Below are 16,502 nucleotides of genomic sequence, written 5' to 3' on the forward strand. Positions count from 1 at the left end.
AGGAAATAAGTTGTGCGAAATATGAAATAATACTAGTAAAGCACATATGGCTATAGACGGTAGAAGGTAGATTGTGCGCCAAAAATCACTTTGGCGTAGAATCTACATGCTACAGTCTATAGTTTTAAAATAGCATATGTAAAACTATTAAAAAACTTAGGAGGACTTATATGTTAAAAACATTTAGCATGGAACTTGCAGGCAGAACACTAACAGTTGAAACAGGAAAACTTGCTCAGTTGGCCAATGGGTCGGCATTAATCAGATACGGAGATACTGTAATAATGTCTTCTGCAACCGCCTCGGCTTCACCAAGAGATGGAATTGATTTCTTCCCGCTTAGCGTTGATTATGAAGAAAGATTATACGCAGTAGGAAAAATTCCCGGCGGATTTATCAAGAGAGAAGGAAAGCCTTCTGAAAAAGCAATATTGACTTCAAGAGTTATAGACAGACCAATCAGACCTCTTTTCCCAAAGGATTTGAGAAATGATGTAGCTGTTGTAAATACAGTAATGTCAGTGGAACAGGATAATTCACCTGAAATAGCTGCAATGATAGGCGCTTCCGTTGCAATAAGTATTTCAGATATTCCCTTTAACGGACCTATCGGCGGAGTTGTTCTCGGTTTGATAGATGGTGAAGTTATAGTAAACCCAAATGAAGAACAGCGTGCAAAAAGTAAGATGTACGTTACACTTGCCGGAACAAAGGAAAAGATAACAATGATTGAAGCAGGAGCTGACATAGTTCCTGACGATGTGATGTTGGATGCCATTAAAAAGGGTCACGAAGAGATAAAGAAAATTTGCGACTTTATAAATGGAATAGTAAAAGAGATTGGTAAACCCAAATTTACTTATGAATCAGCAGATGTTCCTACCGAACTTTTTGCAGCTGTAAAAGGATTCGCATATGATAAGATGCGTATTGCAGTTCTGGCAACGGACAAGCAGGACAGAGATGCCAAGGTTTCAGAATTGACAGAAGAAACTCAGGCAGCCTTGGCTGAACAATTCCCTGAAATGGAAAGCAAGATAAATGATGCTATATATAAGCTTGAAAAGAAAGTAGTACGTGAATATATATTAAAGGAAGGTAAGCGTGTTGACGGCAGAAGTCTGGACGAGATAAGAGCTCTTTCAGCAGAAGTAGGAATCCTTCCAAGAACTCATGGATCGGGACTCTTCCAGAGAGGACAGACTCAGGTGTTGACTACTATAACTCTTGGTGCAATGGGTGATGTTCAGAAGATGGATGGTATTGACACTGAAGAAACCAAGAGATACATGCACCACTACAACTTCCCGGGTTACAGCGTCGGTGAAGCAAAAACTTCAAGAGGTCCTGGAAGAAGAGAAATAGGACACGGTGCTTTAGCTGAAAGATCACTTGTTCCTGTAATTCCATCAGAAATTGAATTCCCATATGCATTCAGACTTGTATCAGAAGTATTGATGTCAAACGGTTCAACCTCACAGGGAAGCGTTTGCGGAAGTACTTTGGCACTCATGGACGCAGGGGTTCCTATCAAGGCTCCTGTAGCCGGTATTTCAGCAGGATTGGTTATAGATGAAGAGAACCCTGACAATTTTGTTACCTTTATGGATATTCAGGGTATAGAAGACTTTTTTGGAGACATGGACTTCAAGGTTGCAGGAACTACAGAAGGTATTACTGCTATCCAGATGGATATAAAGGTTGACGGACTTAACTATGAGATTATACGTCAGGCGTTTGAATTAACTAAAAAAGGTCGTTTGCAGATTATTAACGATGTAATTCTGAAGGCTATACCCCAACCAAGACAAGAGCTTTCGGAATATGCACCGAAAATAATAACTACCAATATTGATCCTGAAAAAATCCGTGATGTCATCGGACCAGGTGGAAAGATGATAAATAAGATAATTGCTGAAACAGGTGTAAAGATAGACATTGAAGAAGACGGTAGAGTATATATTTTAACACCTGACAGTGCAGCAGCACAAAAGGCTCTTAGAATAATACAGGGAATAGCAAAGGATATCGAACCGGGAGAGGTATACCTCGGTAAAGTTGTAAGAATAACAACTTTCGGTGCTTTTGTTGAAATATTACCGGGTAAAGACGGTTTGGTTCACATTTCAAAGCTTGATAAAAAGAGAGTTGAAAAAGTTGAAGATGTTGTTAATATCGGTGATGAAATTCTTGTAAAAGTTACTGAGATTGACAAGCAGGGAAGAATCAATTTGTCAAGAAAAGATGCTATGGCTGAGGAAAATACTACTGAAGAAAAATAAATCCTTGGTTTTGTGAATTGATTTTTGGGCGTAGACTTCTTTTGGTTTACGCCCAATTATGTATTTAAACAAAATTTTTGCTTTATAGATTATACATCGGAGGACTAGATGTTCAAAAAAGTACAATTAAGTAACGGGTTGAGACTTGTATATGAAAAAATTCCATATGTTAGGTCAGTTTCAGTAGGTATCTGGGTTGGCACTGGTTCCAGAAATGAAACTTCAGAAAATAACGGCATATCCCATTTTATTGAGCATATGCTTTTTAAAGGTACTTCAAAAAGGTCGGCAAAGGATATTGCTGAATGTATAGATGCAATCGGTGGACAGATAAATGCGTTTACCGGTAAAGAATGTACATGTTATTATACAAAAACACTGGATACTCATCTTGAAATTGCAGTGGATGTGCTGTCTGACATGTTTTTTAACTCCTCATTTGCCAGTGATGATATTAATGTAGAAAAGCGAGTTGTAATTGAAGAAATAGGTATGTACGAGGATACCCCTGAGGAACTGGTACATGATATTTTTTCTGAAATGGTTTGGGACGGAAATCCATTAGGATATCCAATCCTGGGTACTGAAATGTGTATTAACAAGTTTGACAAAGATATGATATTAAAGTATATGAATGAATTTTATACTCCTTATAATACAGTAATATCTATAGCAGGAAATTTCGACGAAGCAAAGCTTATTGAACTTGTTAACAAGCATTTTCAGGATTGGAAATTTGAAAAAACCTTCAGTAATAAATTTTCTTCTGCACAGTACAAGGTTAATAAAATCATACGTGAAAAGGACACAGAACAGGTTCACTTATGTATGGGCTTTGAAGGTATCGAACACGGGAACGAAAAGCTGTATTCCTTACTTTCTCTAAATAACATACTGGGAGGCGGAATGAGTTCTCGCCTGTTTCAGAACATAAGAGAAAAAAGAGGACTTGTTTATTCCATTTATTCATACCCATCTACTTATCAGGGGTCGGGTCTTTTTGTAATATATGCAGGAATGAATCCGGAGTACCTCCAGACAGTAATTGATTTAACAAAAACAGAATTGGATCTCATAATAAAAGATGGCATAACAAAGGATGAACTGGCTAAGACAAAAGAACAACTGAAGGGCAATTACATTCTGGGGTTAGAAAGTACTAGCAGCAGGATGAACAGCATAGGAAAATCAGAACTTATGCTTGGTAAAATAAACACTCCTGAAGAAATATTGCAGAAAATCGACAGAGTCAATATGGACAGTGTTGATGAAATGATTAAAAGGGTGTTTGATTTTGAAAAAATGAGTATATCAGCAGTTGGAAATATTAAAAACAAGATATAAAATTCAATAACAAAACAGACCGATGGACTTATGAAGTGCACTCCAAATGTTGGATGAAAAATTTAACTTTTGAAGGTGTATTTATTAAACCACCGGTCTGTTTTGTTATGCTTAAATATCAGAATTAGTGTATTTGGTACAGGCACTCGGTATATGTTTGTTTCATAAGATATACTAGTCGTCATAATTAGTTTATTCTTCGGTTGTGGGGGAGGGCTTATGGTGAGCGGTAAAAGGTATAGCATAATAGGGGGAGATTTAAGAAGTGTAAAGTTGGCTGAATTAATTGAACAAGATGGTAATTCCGTTAATATATATGGTTTTACAACGGCAGGTTTTGAAATAAGACTGGAACAAAGCAAAACATTAGCCGAGGCTGTAGTAGACTCAGATGTAATAATCGGCCCCATACCTTGTTCAAATGATAACGAATTTATAAATGCTCCTTTTAATAATGAGAGTATTCACATGAATGAGTTGTTTAAAGCAATGAATAAAAATCAACTTTTCCTTGCGGGAAGAATAAGTCATAAAATAGCCCACTTGGCGCAAGTATGTAATGTTTATACGGTTGACTTGCTAGAGAGAGAGGAAATGGCGGTTTTAAACGCAATACCCACTGCTGAGGGTGCTATTCAAATTGCAATGGAAGAAATGCCAATAACTATACATAACTGCAATTCGCTGATTCTGGGATACGGAAGAATAGGCAAAATTCTTGCAAAGATGCTGCATGGTATAGGTTCCAATGTTTACGTAGAAGCACGTAAGTACGCTGATTTGGCTTGGATAAAAAGTTTAGGGTACACTCCTGTAATGCTGAGTAATTTATCTCAGGTTATTAAAAAAGCAGATGTTATCTTCAATACTATTCCATCCATGGTGCTTGATTATGAGCTTTTAAAATTATTGAATCCCGAATGTCTTATAATAGACCTTGCATCAAAGCCTGGAGGAGTTGATTTCAGCGGGGCCAAAGAACTTGGACTAAAAGCTATCTGGGCTCTATCACTTCCGGGAAAAGTTGCCCCTGTAACAGCAGCAGGATTTATTAAAGATACTACATATAACATTATTGAAGAGTTGGGGGTATAAACATGTTACTGGAAGGAATTAAAATCGGATATGCATTAACAGGTTCCTTTTGTACCTTTAATAAAACAGTCCCGCAAATAGAAAATTTGATAAATGAGGGTGCCGAAGTTATTCCGATAATTTCGCAGGCTGTTAATGATTTTGATACTCGGTTCGGAACTGCTGAAGACTTGAAAACCAAATTAAAACAAATTACAGGAAAAACTCCGATAAGCACAATTGTAGAAGCTGAGCCATTCGGACCTAAAGCAATATTGGATATACTTGTAATAGCCCCATGTACGGGAAACACCATTGCCAAAATTGCCAACGCTGTTACCGACAGCTCGGTTACCATGGCGTGCAAAGCACATCTGAGAAATGCAAGGCCCGTTGTAATCGCAGTTTCAACCAACGATGGCTTAAGTGCAAATGCAAAAAATATCGGTATACTGCTAAATACTAGAAACGTTTACATGGTTCCGTTCGGTCAGGATGATCCAATAAAGAAATGTACTTCATTGGTTGCTGATTTCGACAAAATTGTTCCTACAGTTGTTGAAGCTTTAAAAAACAATCAGATTCAGCCAATATTAATACATAAGAATTAAAATACACTTTTTGCCAATTTTTATTAGGAAAATATAACCTGATTAAAGTTGGCAATTCTTATCTTCCTCAGAATTACGTATTTTTTCTAAAAATAAATAGATAATAAGAAAGATAAAATTTATAAAAAACTGAGGTATAAACCGTGAATAATAAAAACTATCAAAATAATGAAGGGCCAGAAACACAACCGGCAGAGCAGAATAAACCGGCTGCTGAACTTCAGCAGCTAAAAGAGCTGGGAACACCTGAAATTCCTAAAGAGGAGAGTAATATCCACTGTCTTACAATTATAGGGCAGATAGAAGGACATATATTATTGCCACCACATAATAAAACTACCAAATACGAGCATATAATTCCCCAGTTGGTTGCCATTGAAGAAAGCAAACACATAGAAGGACTTCTCTTGGTACTTAATACTGTGGGAGGTGATGTGGAAGCGGGACTAGCCATATCAGAAATGGTATCCAGTTTATCAAAACCGACGGTCTCACTGGTTCTGGGAGGTGGGCATAGCATAGGTGTCCCTATGGCAGTATCTGCAAGCTACTCTTTTATTGCCAGCTCTGCAACGATGACAATACATCCTATCAGGATGAACGGGTTGGTGATAGGTGTACCGCAAACCTATGAATACTTTGATAAAATGCAGGAAAGGGTTGTTAATTTTGTTTGTTCTCATTCCGGGATAAAAAGAGAGAAATTCAGGGAACTTATGCTGAAAACCGGTGAACTGGCAAACGATGTCGGTACTGTACTGTTTGGAGAAGAAGCAACACAATCGGGATTAATTAATCAGGTAGGAGGTTTATCTGATGCAATAAAGAAACTCAATGAGCTTATTGAAATTGAACGGAAGGAAAATTCTTCGCAACAGTCAGGAGGGAGGCTTCAGTGATTCTTTATACTATCTATGACCACAATGTAGTAATGGGAAGCAGTCCAACGGATAATGCGGAAAATAGTCTTGACTATACTGAAATGAGTATTGACGGGGTACAAGTGCAAATATCCCGTTATGGAAATTCCGATTATCAGGTTCAGAGAATAATAAGCACCAATCCCTATGACTATTTAAACCCAAGAATTCAACCCGGCACAATAATACCTAAATAATTTACTTGATTTTAGTAAGTATGCCTGTAGCAAAATCTATTTTTAAGCCTTTTCTGTAGCCTGTACCGCTGAATTTTGCTATCAGGGTGCCGTCCTCGTCTAAGACATCTACATCGCATCCGCAGATTTTTTTCCCTGCGGATGTTTCTTTGGCGACAGCAGTAATTCTATTACCTTTAGGGGCTTTAAAATATGTAATATTAGAATTAATTCCTACAGTAGCTGACCCGTTAGAGTTTGTTGCCGCTGCAAAGGCAAAATCCGCAAGAGTAAATATTGCTCCACCCTGAACAACATCCAATCCGTTTAAATGTTTTTCAGATAAATCCAGACTTGTTTCGGCATAGCCCATTCCTACTTTAGTAAGTTCAATTCCGACAAAATGAGCAAATCTGTCTTTCTCAAAAAATTTGATTATGTCTTTTTCCATACTTGTACTCCTTCATTAGGAATTTTATTACAATCAATTATACAGTAATAACTACAAAAGTAAATATTGCTTTTTAAAACAAGGTTAGTTGATACAACCAAACTACTTTGATACAATAGGCTGGAAGTTTATTTTTTCTATGGAGAACATATGAGAACAATCAGGCTTGCAACGTTAGATGATGTGGCAGCAATGAGTTATGTACATTCAATAACTTGGAAAACAGCATATAAGGAATTTATATCCAAGGAATATCTGGATAACATAACTGATGAAGGATGGATACCAATTTTTAAGAGAGCTTTACTCAAAAATCTTCAAGAAGCGGCAGTGATTGAACTGGACGGCGTTGTTACCGGTTGTATAACCTTTGGCAAAGGGCGAGTTGGTCAAACCTGTACTATGACTAATTTAAATACTGCTGATAGTGCCGATACAAGTAACTGTTATAAATGTAATTCAGGTGAGATAATTTCACTTTACGTCTTACCAGAATACTGGCATTCAAAACAAGGTTATGAGCTGACTAAGTATGCAGTTGAAAGACTTAAACAGCAAGGCTTTGAAGACTGCTATTTATGGGTTATAAAGGACAATGAACGTGCAAAAGGATTCTACAGGAAATTCGGCTTCAAAAGCACAAATACGTTTACATCTGTTAACCTCGGTGGCAGAGATATTATAGAGGAAAAATACAATTATATATTTATTTAATAAAATTATGTTATAATAGCTTTTGTATAAAAATATACATGGCTTATATCGATGGAGGAATTTATTTGAGCGAGGGCAAGAGAATTACCACAAAAGTATCTACTGAAGAAATCAATCAGCAGTACAAATATATAGAAACAATGAAGCAATATAATCAGAGTATTATATCCAGTTTGGGAAAGCCTGTAAGATGCAATATTGAAACCTTTGGCTGCCAGATGAACGAAAACGATTCTGAGAGACTTTCAGGGATGCTTTCCGAAATGGGTTATTCGGAATGTTCAGAAAGAAAGGACAGCGATCTTATAATATTCAACACCTGCTGTGTTCGTGAAAATGCCGAACAAAAGGTTTATGGCCATCTAGGAGCTTTAAAGAAGCTAAAGGAGACAAACCCGAACCTTGTAATTGCAATATGCGGATGTATGATGCAGCAGAAGGAAGTTGTTGAGCATATTAAAAAGACCTACAAACATGTAGACATAATATTTGGAACTCATAACCTATATAAATTTCCGGAATTGCTTAACACGGCGATAACGACAAAAAGTACGGTTATCGATGTGTGGGATTCCACAGGGTCTATAGCAGAAAACATGCCCATATCAAGAAAAGACAATATAAAGGCATGGGTTACCGTAATGTATGGCTGCAACAATTTCTGTTCTTATTGTATTGTTCCGTATGTAAGGGGCAGAGAACGCAGCAGAAGCTTGGAAGAAATAAAAAGCGAGGTTGAAAAACTGGCTGCGGACGGCTGCAAAGAAATAACACTGTTAGGACAAAATGTAAATTCATATGGCAAGGATCTTGAAGGAGACTTAACCTTTGCAGGACTGCTAAGAGAACTGAACAAGATACAGGGTATTGAAAGAATCAGGTTTATGACTTCTCATCCAAAGGATTTGTCCGATGAATTAATATATGCAATGAGGGATTGTGCGAAAGTATGTGAACATTTGCATTTGCCGGTACAGGCCGGAAGTTCTAAAGTACTGGATGAAATGAACAGAAAGTACTCGAAGGAGCAGTATCTTGAACTAATTGAAAAGGTTAAAAGCAACATTCCGGGTATTGCATTATCTACGGATATAATCGTTGGTTTTCCCGGCGAAACGGAAGAAGACTTCAATGAAACGCTGGATGTTGTTGCCAAAGCAAGGTTTGATATGGCTTATACCTTTCTTTATTCCAAGAGAACAGGTACTCCTGCTGCAAAAAATCCGGAACAGGTGCCTGAAAGTGTTAAAAAGCGAAGGTTCGACAAGCTTTTAGAGCTTCAAAATAAAATAAGTAAAGAAATAAATGACGAGCTTCTTGGCAAGGAAGTGGAAGTATTGGTAGAGGGACTAAGTAAAAGCAGTAAAACCACCTACACAGGAAGAACCAAGGAAAATAAGATCGTGAATTTCAAAGGGAACCCTGATATGGTAGGAAAGCTTGTAAAAGTTAAAATAGATGAAATACAAACTTGGTCCCTGCTTGGGAAAATTGCAGAAGGTCAGGCTTAAAATATTTAAAAAATAATATATAAAATAGTGAGGTAATTAAAATGGATATTATAGAAAAAGCAAGAGAACTGGGACAAATGCTGGCCAAGTCAACAGAGATGGAGCGTTATAACACTACAGAAGCTGCCATGAAATCTGATGATAAATCTTCAACGCTCATGAACGAGTACAAACAGCTTCAGATTGAAATGGTTAAACTCACAAGAGGTGGGGCTGAAACACAGGCGATAGAAGAAACAAAAGAAAAGTTGCTTGCAAAACAACTTGAAATCAATTCGTACTCTGTTACTTTTGATTATCTGACAGCCAAGGCAAATCTTGAAGCGCTGATGAAGAAGGTAAATGATATCTTAATATACTCAATAACAGGAGAGTCAGAATGCTCTGATGAAAAATGCAAGAGCTGTGGCGGGGGATGCAAAGGCTAATAATTTTAAAATATGAATAATTAATATCAAATTTACCAATGTGCCTGATGGTTGTTTACATCAGGTACATTAATACATGGAGGATAAAATGGGAACTGTTACGCCAATGATGCAGCAGTACCTGGATATAAAGGAACAATATAAGGATTGTATCTTATTTTTCCGGCTGGGAGACTTCTATGAGATGTTTTTCTCAGATGCGGAGCTGGCGTCCAGGGAACTGGAGATTACACTAACCGGAAGGGATTGCGGCCTTGAGGAGCGTGCACCTATGTGCGGCGTTCCTTTTCACGCTGCGGATAATTATGTAGCCCGTTTGGTGTCAAAGGGGTACAAGGTTGCAATTTGCGAGCAGGTTGAAGACCCTGCAATGGCAAAGGGAATCGTTAAAAGGGATGTAATAAAGGTCGTTACCCCCGGTACTGTTACAGACATTACCATGCTGGACGAAAGAAAAAACAATTACCTTATGTCTGTATATAAAAACGGTAATTTTTACGGTTTGGCGGCAGTAGACATAACAACAGGCGATTTCTATGCAACGAGAATAACCTGGGGAAACACAAGAGGCAAACTTTTTGATGAGATTGCAAAGTACCTTCCCTCTGAAATTATTGTAAATACCGAGTTAAATGGTGACAATGAGCTTACATCTGAAATAAAGCAAAGATTTAATACATACGTTTCAACCTTTGAGGAAACTTCATTTGAGTATGGAAATGCGATGGATACCCTGAAAAATCAATTTGAAAACAAGTCATTGAATATTCAGGAATATGACATTGCCGTTAACGCATCAGGAGCGCTTCTGAAATATCTGGAGAGTACTCAAAAAGTAAATTTGAGCCACATACAGAATTTTAATTCATATGCACTTGAAGAATACATGATTCTGGATGCTTCATCCCGTAGAAACCTTGAACTTACGGAAACCATGCGTGAAAAATCAAAAAAAGGTTCTTTGCTGTGGGTACTGGATAGAACTATGACTTCTATGGGGGGGAGACTACTTCGTAAATGGATTGAGCAACCCTTGATAAATGATGGAGATATCTCTCTTCGTCTTGATGCTGTGGAGGAGCTTAAAAACAAATTTATGGCAAGAGTCGAAGCAAGGGAGCTTCTTAAAAGGGTATATGACATAGAAAGACTTATGGGAAAGGTAATACTGGGCAGTGTGAATTGCAGAGATTTGATAGCACTTAAAAATTCTATGTGTCAGATACCGTACATAAAAGACCTCCTTGACAGATTTGAAACAGAATATATAAAAAATTGCTATCAGCAGTTGGATTCCCTTGAAGATGTTTGTAATCTTATAGATATATCAATAATTGATGACCCTCCTGTGACAATAAAAGAAGGGGGAATAATCAAAGACGGATACAATTCTGAAGTCGACAAGCTCAGAATGGCATCAATACAGGGTAAGGACTGGATAGCGGCTCTTGAGGCTTCAGAACGTGAAAAAACAGGCATAAAAAACCTAAAGGTAGGCTTTAACAGGGTATTCGGCTATTATATCGAAGTAACTAAATCATATTTTTCTCTTGTACCTGAGGAATATATCAGGAAGCAGACACTTGCCAATTGTGAAAGGTATATAACTCCAGAGCTCAAAGAAATTGAGGACAATATTCTTGGAGCGGAAGAAAAGATAGTACAGCTGGAGTACAGTCTGTTTGTTCAAATAAAGGATAGGATTGCAGAGCAATTAACAAGAATAAAGTCAACTGCAAAAGCTCTTGCAGAAATTGACGTACTGGCTTCAATGGCAGAGGTGGCTGACAGAGAAGGGTACTGCAAACCTGATGTTTCAGTTTCTGACAAGATAGAAATAGTAGATGGAAGACACCCTGTCGTAGAAAAAATGACTGACAAAAGCGGATTTGTTCCAAATGATACTGTCCTTGACATGGAAGAGGACAGGCTTGCTATAATAACAGGCCCTAACATGGCAGGTAAATCAACGTACATGAGGCAAACTGCACTTATTGTTTTGATGGCTCAAATAGGCAGCTTTGTCCCGGCTGCTTCAGCAAAAATCGGTTTGGTGGACAGAATTTTTACAAGAGTAGGGGCTTCAGATGACCTGGCATCGGGACAAAGTACATTTATGGTAGAAATGTCAGAGGTAGCGAATATATTAATTAATGCAACAAAAAGAAGTCTTCTTGTTCTTGATGAGATTGGCAGGGGAACAAGCACCTTTGACGGATTAAGCATTGCATGGGCAGTGATTGAGTACATTGTGAGCAAGGAGCAGCTGGGTTGTAGAACACTTTTTGCAACCCATTACCATGAATTAACCGAGCTTGAAGGAAAGCTGCCCGGCATTAAGAACTACTGTATAACAGTCAAGGAAAAGGGAGACGATGTAATATTCCTCAGAAAAATAATCCGGGGCGGTGCTGACGGAAGCTATGGTATACAGGTGGCAAAGCTTGCAGGAGTACCGCAGGCCGTTATTGACAGGGCAAAAGAAATACTGGCGAACTTGGATGATGCTGATATAAACAGGAACGGCAAAGTACGAAGAGCAAGGAAACAGGTCGACGGACAGCTGGATTTATTTGCACAAGCAGCAAAAGCATCGGCTGATGCCGAAATACTAGAGGAGATAAGAAAAATTGATATATCAAGGCTGACTCCCATTGATGCAATGAACGTATTATATGAGCTTCAAAGGAAAATGAACAGCCGGGAATAGTTATTGATATGATATGGGGTGAATTATGGGGCGCATAATTGTACTGGATGAAAATACTTCAAATAAAATAGCGGCGGGGGAAGTTGTTGAAAAGCCGGCTTCCGTTGTAAAGGAATTAGTGGAGAACTCTATTGATGCCGGTGCAACCAGCATCTTAGTAGATATAAAGAATGGCGGTATATCCTATATAAAAATTACCGATAACGGAAGTGGCATGGATGAGGATGATGTAGAAATTGCTTTTGAGCGTCATGCCACTAGTAAAATTAAAAGGGCTGAGGATCTTGATTCAGTTATAACAATGGGTTTCAGGGGGGAAGCTCTGGCAAGTATAGCTTCGGTTGCATCTGTTGAACTTATGACAAAGACAGCTGCAAGTACATACGGAATGTACGTACACATAAGAGGTGGAGTTTTCCAAGATGTAAGGCAGACAGGATGTCCTGTCGGGACGACCTTTATTATTAAAGATTTGTTTTTCAATACTCCGGCTCGTTACAAGTTTTTAAAGAAAGATTCTACAGAAGCGGGTTATATTTCTGATACAATATCTAGAATAGCTTTGGGTAATCCGGATATTTCTTTTAAACTGACAAACGGAAAAACAACATTAATTCATACCCCGGGAAATAATGACTTAAAAAGTGCAATTTACAGTATATACGGAAAAGAAATAATTAAAGATATTGTTGCGGTAGAGTACGCAGATGAAAAGATAAAGATAAGCGGGTATGTAGGGAAACCTGAAGCTGCCAGGTCTAACAGAAACTATCAGTCCCTATATATTAATAAAAGATATGTAAAAAGCAAAATGGTATCATATTCTGTTGAACAAGCTTTTTCAAGTATTCTTATGAAAAACAGGTTTCCTTTTTTTGTATTGAATATTGATATTAACCCTGTATTGGTAGATGCCAACGTACATCCTGCAAAAACCGAGGTACGGTTTGCCGACGAAAGCTATCTATCCAGAGCTATATATATGGCTGTTTCAAATGCACTTACTACAGGTGGAAGTCTGTTTAATCCTGTATCGATTCCTAATAAAGATAGAGAGCTGTTTAAGTTTACAGGTAATTCCGAACCCAAAATAGAATATGTTCAAAAGGAAATAGAATTAAACAAAAAGCAGGATGACATTAAAAAAGCGGATGAAATACGGTTATTTACAAAAGCCCTGGAACCATTGGCAAAGACTGATGTACATAAAGTAAGTGCATTTACTGAAAAGCCGCAGACAGACACATCCTCTTTCACTTTTACTAAATCTGAAGAATATAACGTAAGGCAACCACAGACTGCAAAAGTTGAAATGAAACAGGAAAACTCTAATGGGCATAACAATACTTCTGGTGTAATCAAAGAGGCTGAGTACTCTGAGGATGTTGAAGAAGCTTTAATTGAAGATGACCGGGAAGTAAATACAGAAAAGGTGCATCCTGAGCTTACCGATATGAAATACATAGGTCAGGCCTTTTCTACATATATTCTTTTACAGAGTAATGATGAGCTTGTAATGGTAGATCAGCATGCAGCACATGAACGAATAATATACGAAAAGCTCAGAACAAAATTTGATTCTCAGGAGAACACGACTCAGCTATTGCTGGAGCCCGTGGTCATTCAACTTCAGCCTTTTGAGCTGGATGTTATAAAATCCAAAGAGGAACTGTTGACACGTATCGGGTTTGATTTTGAGGATTTTGGAAACAATTCCATTATTATTAGAGGAATTCCGTATATGGTAGGCGACTCCTCGCCCAGAGATATATTTATTGAGCTGACACAAAAGCTTCAGGAATCAATAAAACCTGTCAGCACACCTTTAGCTGATGAGATAATTCATACTATTGCGTGCAAGGCTGCTATAAAGGCAAATAAAAAACTTGATGAAAAAGAAGTCCATCAGCTGTTGACTGAACTCTCCAATACAGGACGACGGTATACCTGTCCTCACGGACGTCCTACCGTAATACGCCTGACAAAGTATGAAATAGAAAAAATGTTTAAAAGAATTGTCTAGAAAGGGAACTTATGAACCGAGTTATAGTTATTGTTGGTCCTACTGCATCAGGAAAAACAAATTTATCTATTGAGCTTGCAAAAAGAATGAATGGAGAAATTATTTCTGCTGATTCCATGCAGATTTATAAATATATGGATATTGGAACTGCAAAACCAACCAAGGAAGAAATGCAGGGTATAGAACATTATCTTATTAATGAAGTACTTCCCAGTGAGGACTTTAATGTTGTAAGATTCAAGGAACTTGCTGAAAGATATATAGACAACATTCTTAAAAAGGGTAAACAGCCAATTGTAGCAGGGGGCACAGGACTTTATATCAGTTCTTTGATAAACAATATTAATTTTAGTGAAAGTGAAAGCGACTGGGAACTACGGGAAACATTAAAAAAAGAGGCAGAAGAATTAGGGCCTGAGTATCTCCATAAAAAACTACAGGAAGTTGACCCGGATTCGGCTTTGAATATTCACCCAAATAACATAAAAAGAGTAATAAGAGCTTTAGAAGTGTACTATCAGACACAAAAGCCTATTTCTTATCACAATGAGATATCAAGGAGTATACCGCCCAGATACCAATTTGTTCTCGTAGGTTTGAATATGGACAGGCAGGTTTTATATGAACGAATAAATACAAGAGTGGACATTATGATAAAAAATGGCCTTGTAGATGAAGTAAAAAGGCTTGTAGACCTTGGTTATGCAGACAGTATAATTTCTATGCAGGGTATAGGATACAAGGAAATACTCGAATATTTGAGAAATAATTCTACCCTTGAACAGGCAATCGAAAATATAAAACAGGGAACCAGAAGATATGCAAAAAGACAAATTACATGGTTTAAGAGAATTAATGGGATTAGATGGTTTAATATAGATAATTCTGGAAATAATATAAATGTAATAAATGAGATTTCTGAATACGTAAAAGGCTAAAAACCTTGGTAGAACTATATTCTTGTTGCATCAATTGGCATTATCTAGTAAAATAAAAATGAGTAGTTTTAGTACATCAAATTTAAGTTAAGCCCGATTTTTGTGGGGATAGCTTATGGACAAATATATATATATAACAAAGGAGTGAATTACTTTGGTAAAGAATACTATTAATTTGCAGGACATTTTTTTAAATCAGGTAAGAAAGGAACACATTGCTGTTACTATCTATCTTACGAATGGTTTTCAATTGAAGGGTATGGTTAAGGGGTTTGATAATTTCACAGTTGTTCTTGACAGTGACGGAAAACAGCAGTTGGTATACAAGCATGCGATTTCTACTATAAGTCCAATGAAATCAGTAAATCTTATTTTTAATGAACAGGGAAAAGAATAATGACTACATATTTAAATATGTAAATAATAAAACGCAAGAGGATTGATATAAAATTATTTCCTTTTGCGTTTTTTATTTGTTATGTAAAGTGTTATAGTTACATACGTCTGAATACACCAATTACTTTTCCCAGTATTGAAAGCTCATCTTTTACAATAATGGGATCCATACTGCTGTTCTGCGGTTGAAGCCTTATATGGTCTTTTTCACGATAAAAGGTTTTGCATGTGGCCTCATCGCCAATCAAAGCTACAACAATGTCACCATTATTGGCAGAAGACTGCTGTCTTACCAGTACAAAGTCCTTGTCAAGTATTCCTGCTTCTACCATACTTTCACCTTGAATTCTGAGCATAAATGCATCGCTGTTTTGTACGAAATCAACAGGGAGGGGGAAAGTATCAGTAATGTTTTCGACGGCAAGAATAGGCTGGCCTGCTGTAACTCTTCCCACAACCGGAACATCCACCATTTCACGGGATGTATAATACCCGTCTTTACTGGTACGGCTTTCTTTAACCTGGCTTGTTTTATTTAAAATTTTAATTGCTCTTGGTTTAGTAGGATCCTTTTGAAGAAGTCCGCTATCAATAAGCTTTTGCAGATAGGAATGTACCGTAGAAGTTGACTTAAAACCTACCGCTGAACATATTTCCCTTACAGAAGGCGGATAACCGTTTTCATGAACACATTTATAAACATAATCAAGAATTTCCTGTTGTTTGTTAGAATTCTTTTTTGCCATAAAGACCTCCCTGAGCTTATGCTCATATTTTTATGTAATAAAAGACTTAATAGTTGTATTATCCAAAAAGTGCAGTTATTACTGCTATAGTATAACACATACAAACCAGGAAATCAAACTAATGTTCGGATGTTTTTCCAAAAGCTATTGACAAAAGAACACATGTTCCTTAAAATAT

Annotated in this window: 15 protein-coding genes; 13 read left to right on the top strand and 2 right to left on the bottom strand. The window is 37.3% G+C overall.

Translation table 11 applies throughout. The features are described from left to right. The first annotated feature begins 170 nt into the window (after positions 1 to 170). From L323_RS26915 to L323_RS26940, 6 genes are all read left to right on the top strand, one after another. On the top strand, positions 171 to 2,282 hold the full coding sequence (locus tag L323_RS26915) for a polyribonucleotide nucleotidyltransferase (protein ID WP_020814744.1): 2,112 nt from the start codon (positions 171 to 173) through the stop codon (positions 2,280 to 2,282). Between the two features lie 108 nt (positions 2,283 to 2,390). Then, positions 2,391 to 3,626: a M16 family metallopeptidase gene (locus L323_RS26920; protein WP_020814745.1), complete on the top strand. Its 1,236-nt coding sequence runs from the start codon at positions 2,391 to 2,393 to the stop codon at positions 3,624 to 3,626. Positions 3,627 to 3,845: 219 nt separating this feature from the next. Continuing rightward, positions 3,846 to 4,721: a dipicolinate synthase subunit DpsA gene (gene dpsA / locus L323_RS26925; protein ID WP_020814746.1), complete on the top strand. Its 876-nt coding sequence runs from the start codon at positions 3,846 to 3,848 to the stop codon at positions 4,719 to 4,721. A gap of 2 nt (positions 4,722 to 4,723) precedes the next feature. Continuing rightward, positions 4,724 to 5,311 (top strand): dipicolinate synthase subunit B, encoded by a 588-nt coding sequence (locus tag L323_RS26930; RefSeq protein ID WP_020814747.1) that lies wholly within the window; start codon positions 4,724 to 4,726, stop codon positions 5,309 to 5,311. Between the two features lie 143 nt (positions 5,312 to 5,454). Next, positions 5,455 to 6,210, top strand: a complete 756-nt coding sequence (locus tag L323_RS26935; RefSeq protein WP_020814748.1) for a ClpP family protease — start codon at positions 5,455 to 5,457, stop codon at positions 6,208 to 6,210. Then, positions 6,207 to 6,428, top strand: a complete 222-nt coding sequence (locus L323_RS26940) for a YlzJ-like family protein (protein WP_020814749.1) — start codon at positions 6,207 to 6,209, stop codon at positions 6,426 to 6,428. Before L323_RS26935 ends, L323_RS26940 begins: the two co-directional genes overlap by 4 nt. A 1-nt stretch (position 6,429) precedes the next feature. Here the strand turns inward: L323_RS26940 and L323_RS26945 are convergent, their stop codons facing one another. Then, positions 6,430 to 6,858, bottom strand: a complete 429-nt coding sequence (locus tag L323_RS26945; RefSeq protein ID WP_020814750.1) for a PaaI family thioesterase — start codon at positions 6,856 to 6,858, stop codon at positions 6,430 to 6,432. Between the two features lie 150 nt (positions 6,859 to 7,008). On the opposite strand from L323_RS26945, the gene L323_RS26950 reads away from it, so the two are divergent. The 7 genes from L323_RS26950 (at position 7,009) to hfq (ending at position 15,579) form a co-directional block, all read left to right on the top strand. Then, positions 7,009 to 7,572, top strand: a complete 564-nt coding sequence (locus tag L323_RS26950) for a GNAT family N-acetyltransferase (RefSeq protein ID WP_020814751.1) — start codon at positions 7,009 to 7,011, stop codon at positions 7,570 to 7,572. 65 nt (positions 7,573 to 7,637) lie between these two features. After that, on the top strand, positions 7,638 to 9,083 hold the full coding sequence (gene miaB / locus L323_RS26955; protein WP_020814752.1) for a tRNA (N6-isopentenyl adenosine(37)-C2)-methylthiotransferase MiaB: 1,446 nt from the start codon (positions 7,638 to 7,640) through the stop codon (positions 9,081 to 9,083). Between the two features lie 41 nt (positions 9,084 to 9,124). Next, positions 9,125 to 9,511, top strand: coding sequence for a YlbF family regulator (locus tag L323_RS26960; protein WP_020814753.1), 387 nt, complete (start codon positions 9,125 to 9,127; stop codon positions 9,509 to 9,511). A gap of 88 nt (positions 9,512 to 9,599) precedes the next feature. Then, entirely contained in the window at positions 9,600 to 12,221 is a 2,622-nt protein-coding gene (gene mutS / locus L323_RS26965) for a DNA mismatch repair protein MutS (protein ID WP_020814754.1), read from the top strand. Between the two features lie 25 nt (positions 12,222 to 12,246). Further along, positions 12,247 to 14,244 (top strand): DNA mismatch repair endonuclease MutL, encoded by a 1,998-nt coding sequence (mutL, locus tag L323_RS26970; RefSeq protein ID WP_020814755.1) that lies wholly within the window; start codon positions 12,247 to 12,249, stop codon positions 14,242 to 14,244. Between the two features lie 11 nt (positions 14,245 to 14,255). Beyond that, a complete protein-coding gene (gene miaA, locus L323_RS26975; protein ID WP_020814756.1) occupies positions 14,256 to 15,182 on the top strand; it encodes a tRNA (adenosine(37)-N6)-dimethylallyltransferase MiaA in 927 nt (308 codons plus the stop codon). A 154-nt stretch (positions 15,183 to 15,336) separates the two neighbouring features. Next, positions 15,337 to 15,579, top strand: coding sequence for an RNA chaperone Hfq (gene hfq, locus L323_RS26980; RefSeq protein WP_004618053.1), 243 nt, complete (start codon positions 15,337 to 15,339; stop codon positions 15,577 to 15,579). Between the two features lie 97 nt (positions 15,580 to 15,676). On the opposite strand, the gene lexA is transcribed toward hfq, so the two are convergent. Then, positions 15,677 to 16,324: a transcriptional repressor LexA gene (gene lexA / locus L323_RS26985; protein ID WP_020814757.1), complete on the bottom strand. Its 648-nt coding sequence runs from the start codon at positions 16,322 to 16,324 to the stop codon at positions 15,677 to 15,679. Between the last annotated feature and the right edge of the window lie 178 nt (positions 16,325 to 16,502).

The organism is Ruminiclostridium papyrosolvens C7 (assembly GCF_000421965.1).
GTDB classification, from domain to species: Bacteria; Bacillota; Clostridia; order Acetivibrionales; family DSM-1351; genus Ruminiclostridium; species Ruminiclostridium papyrosolvens_A.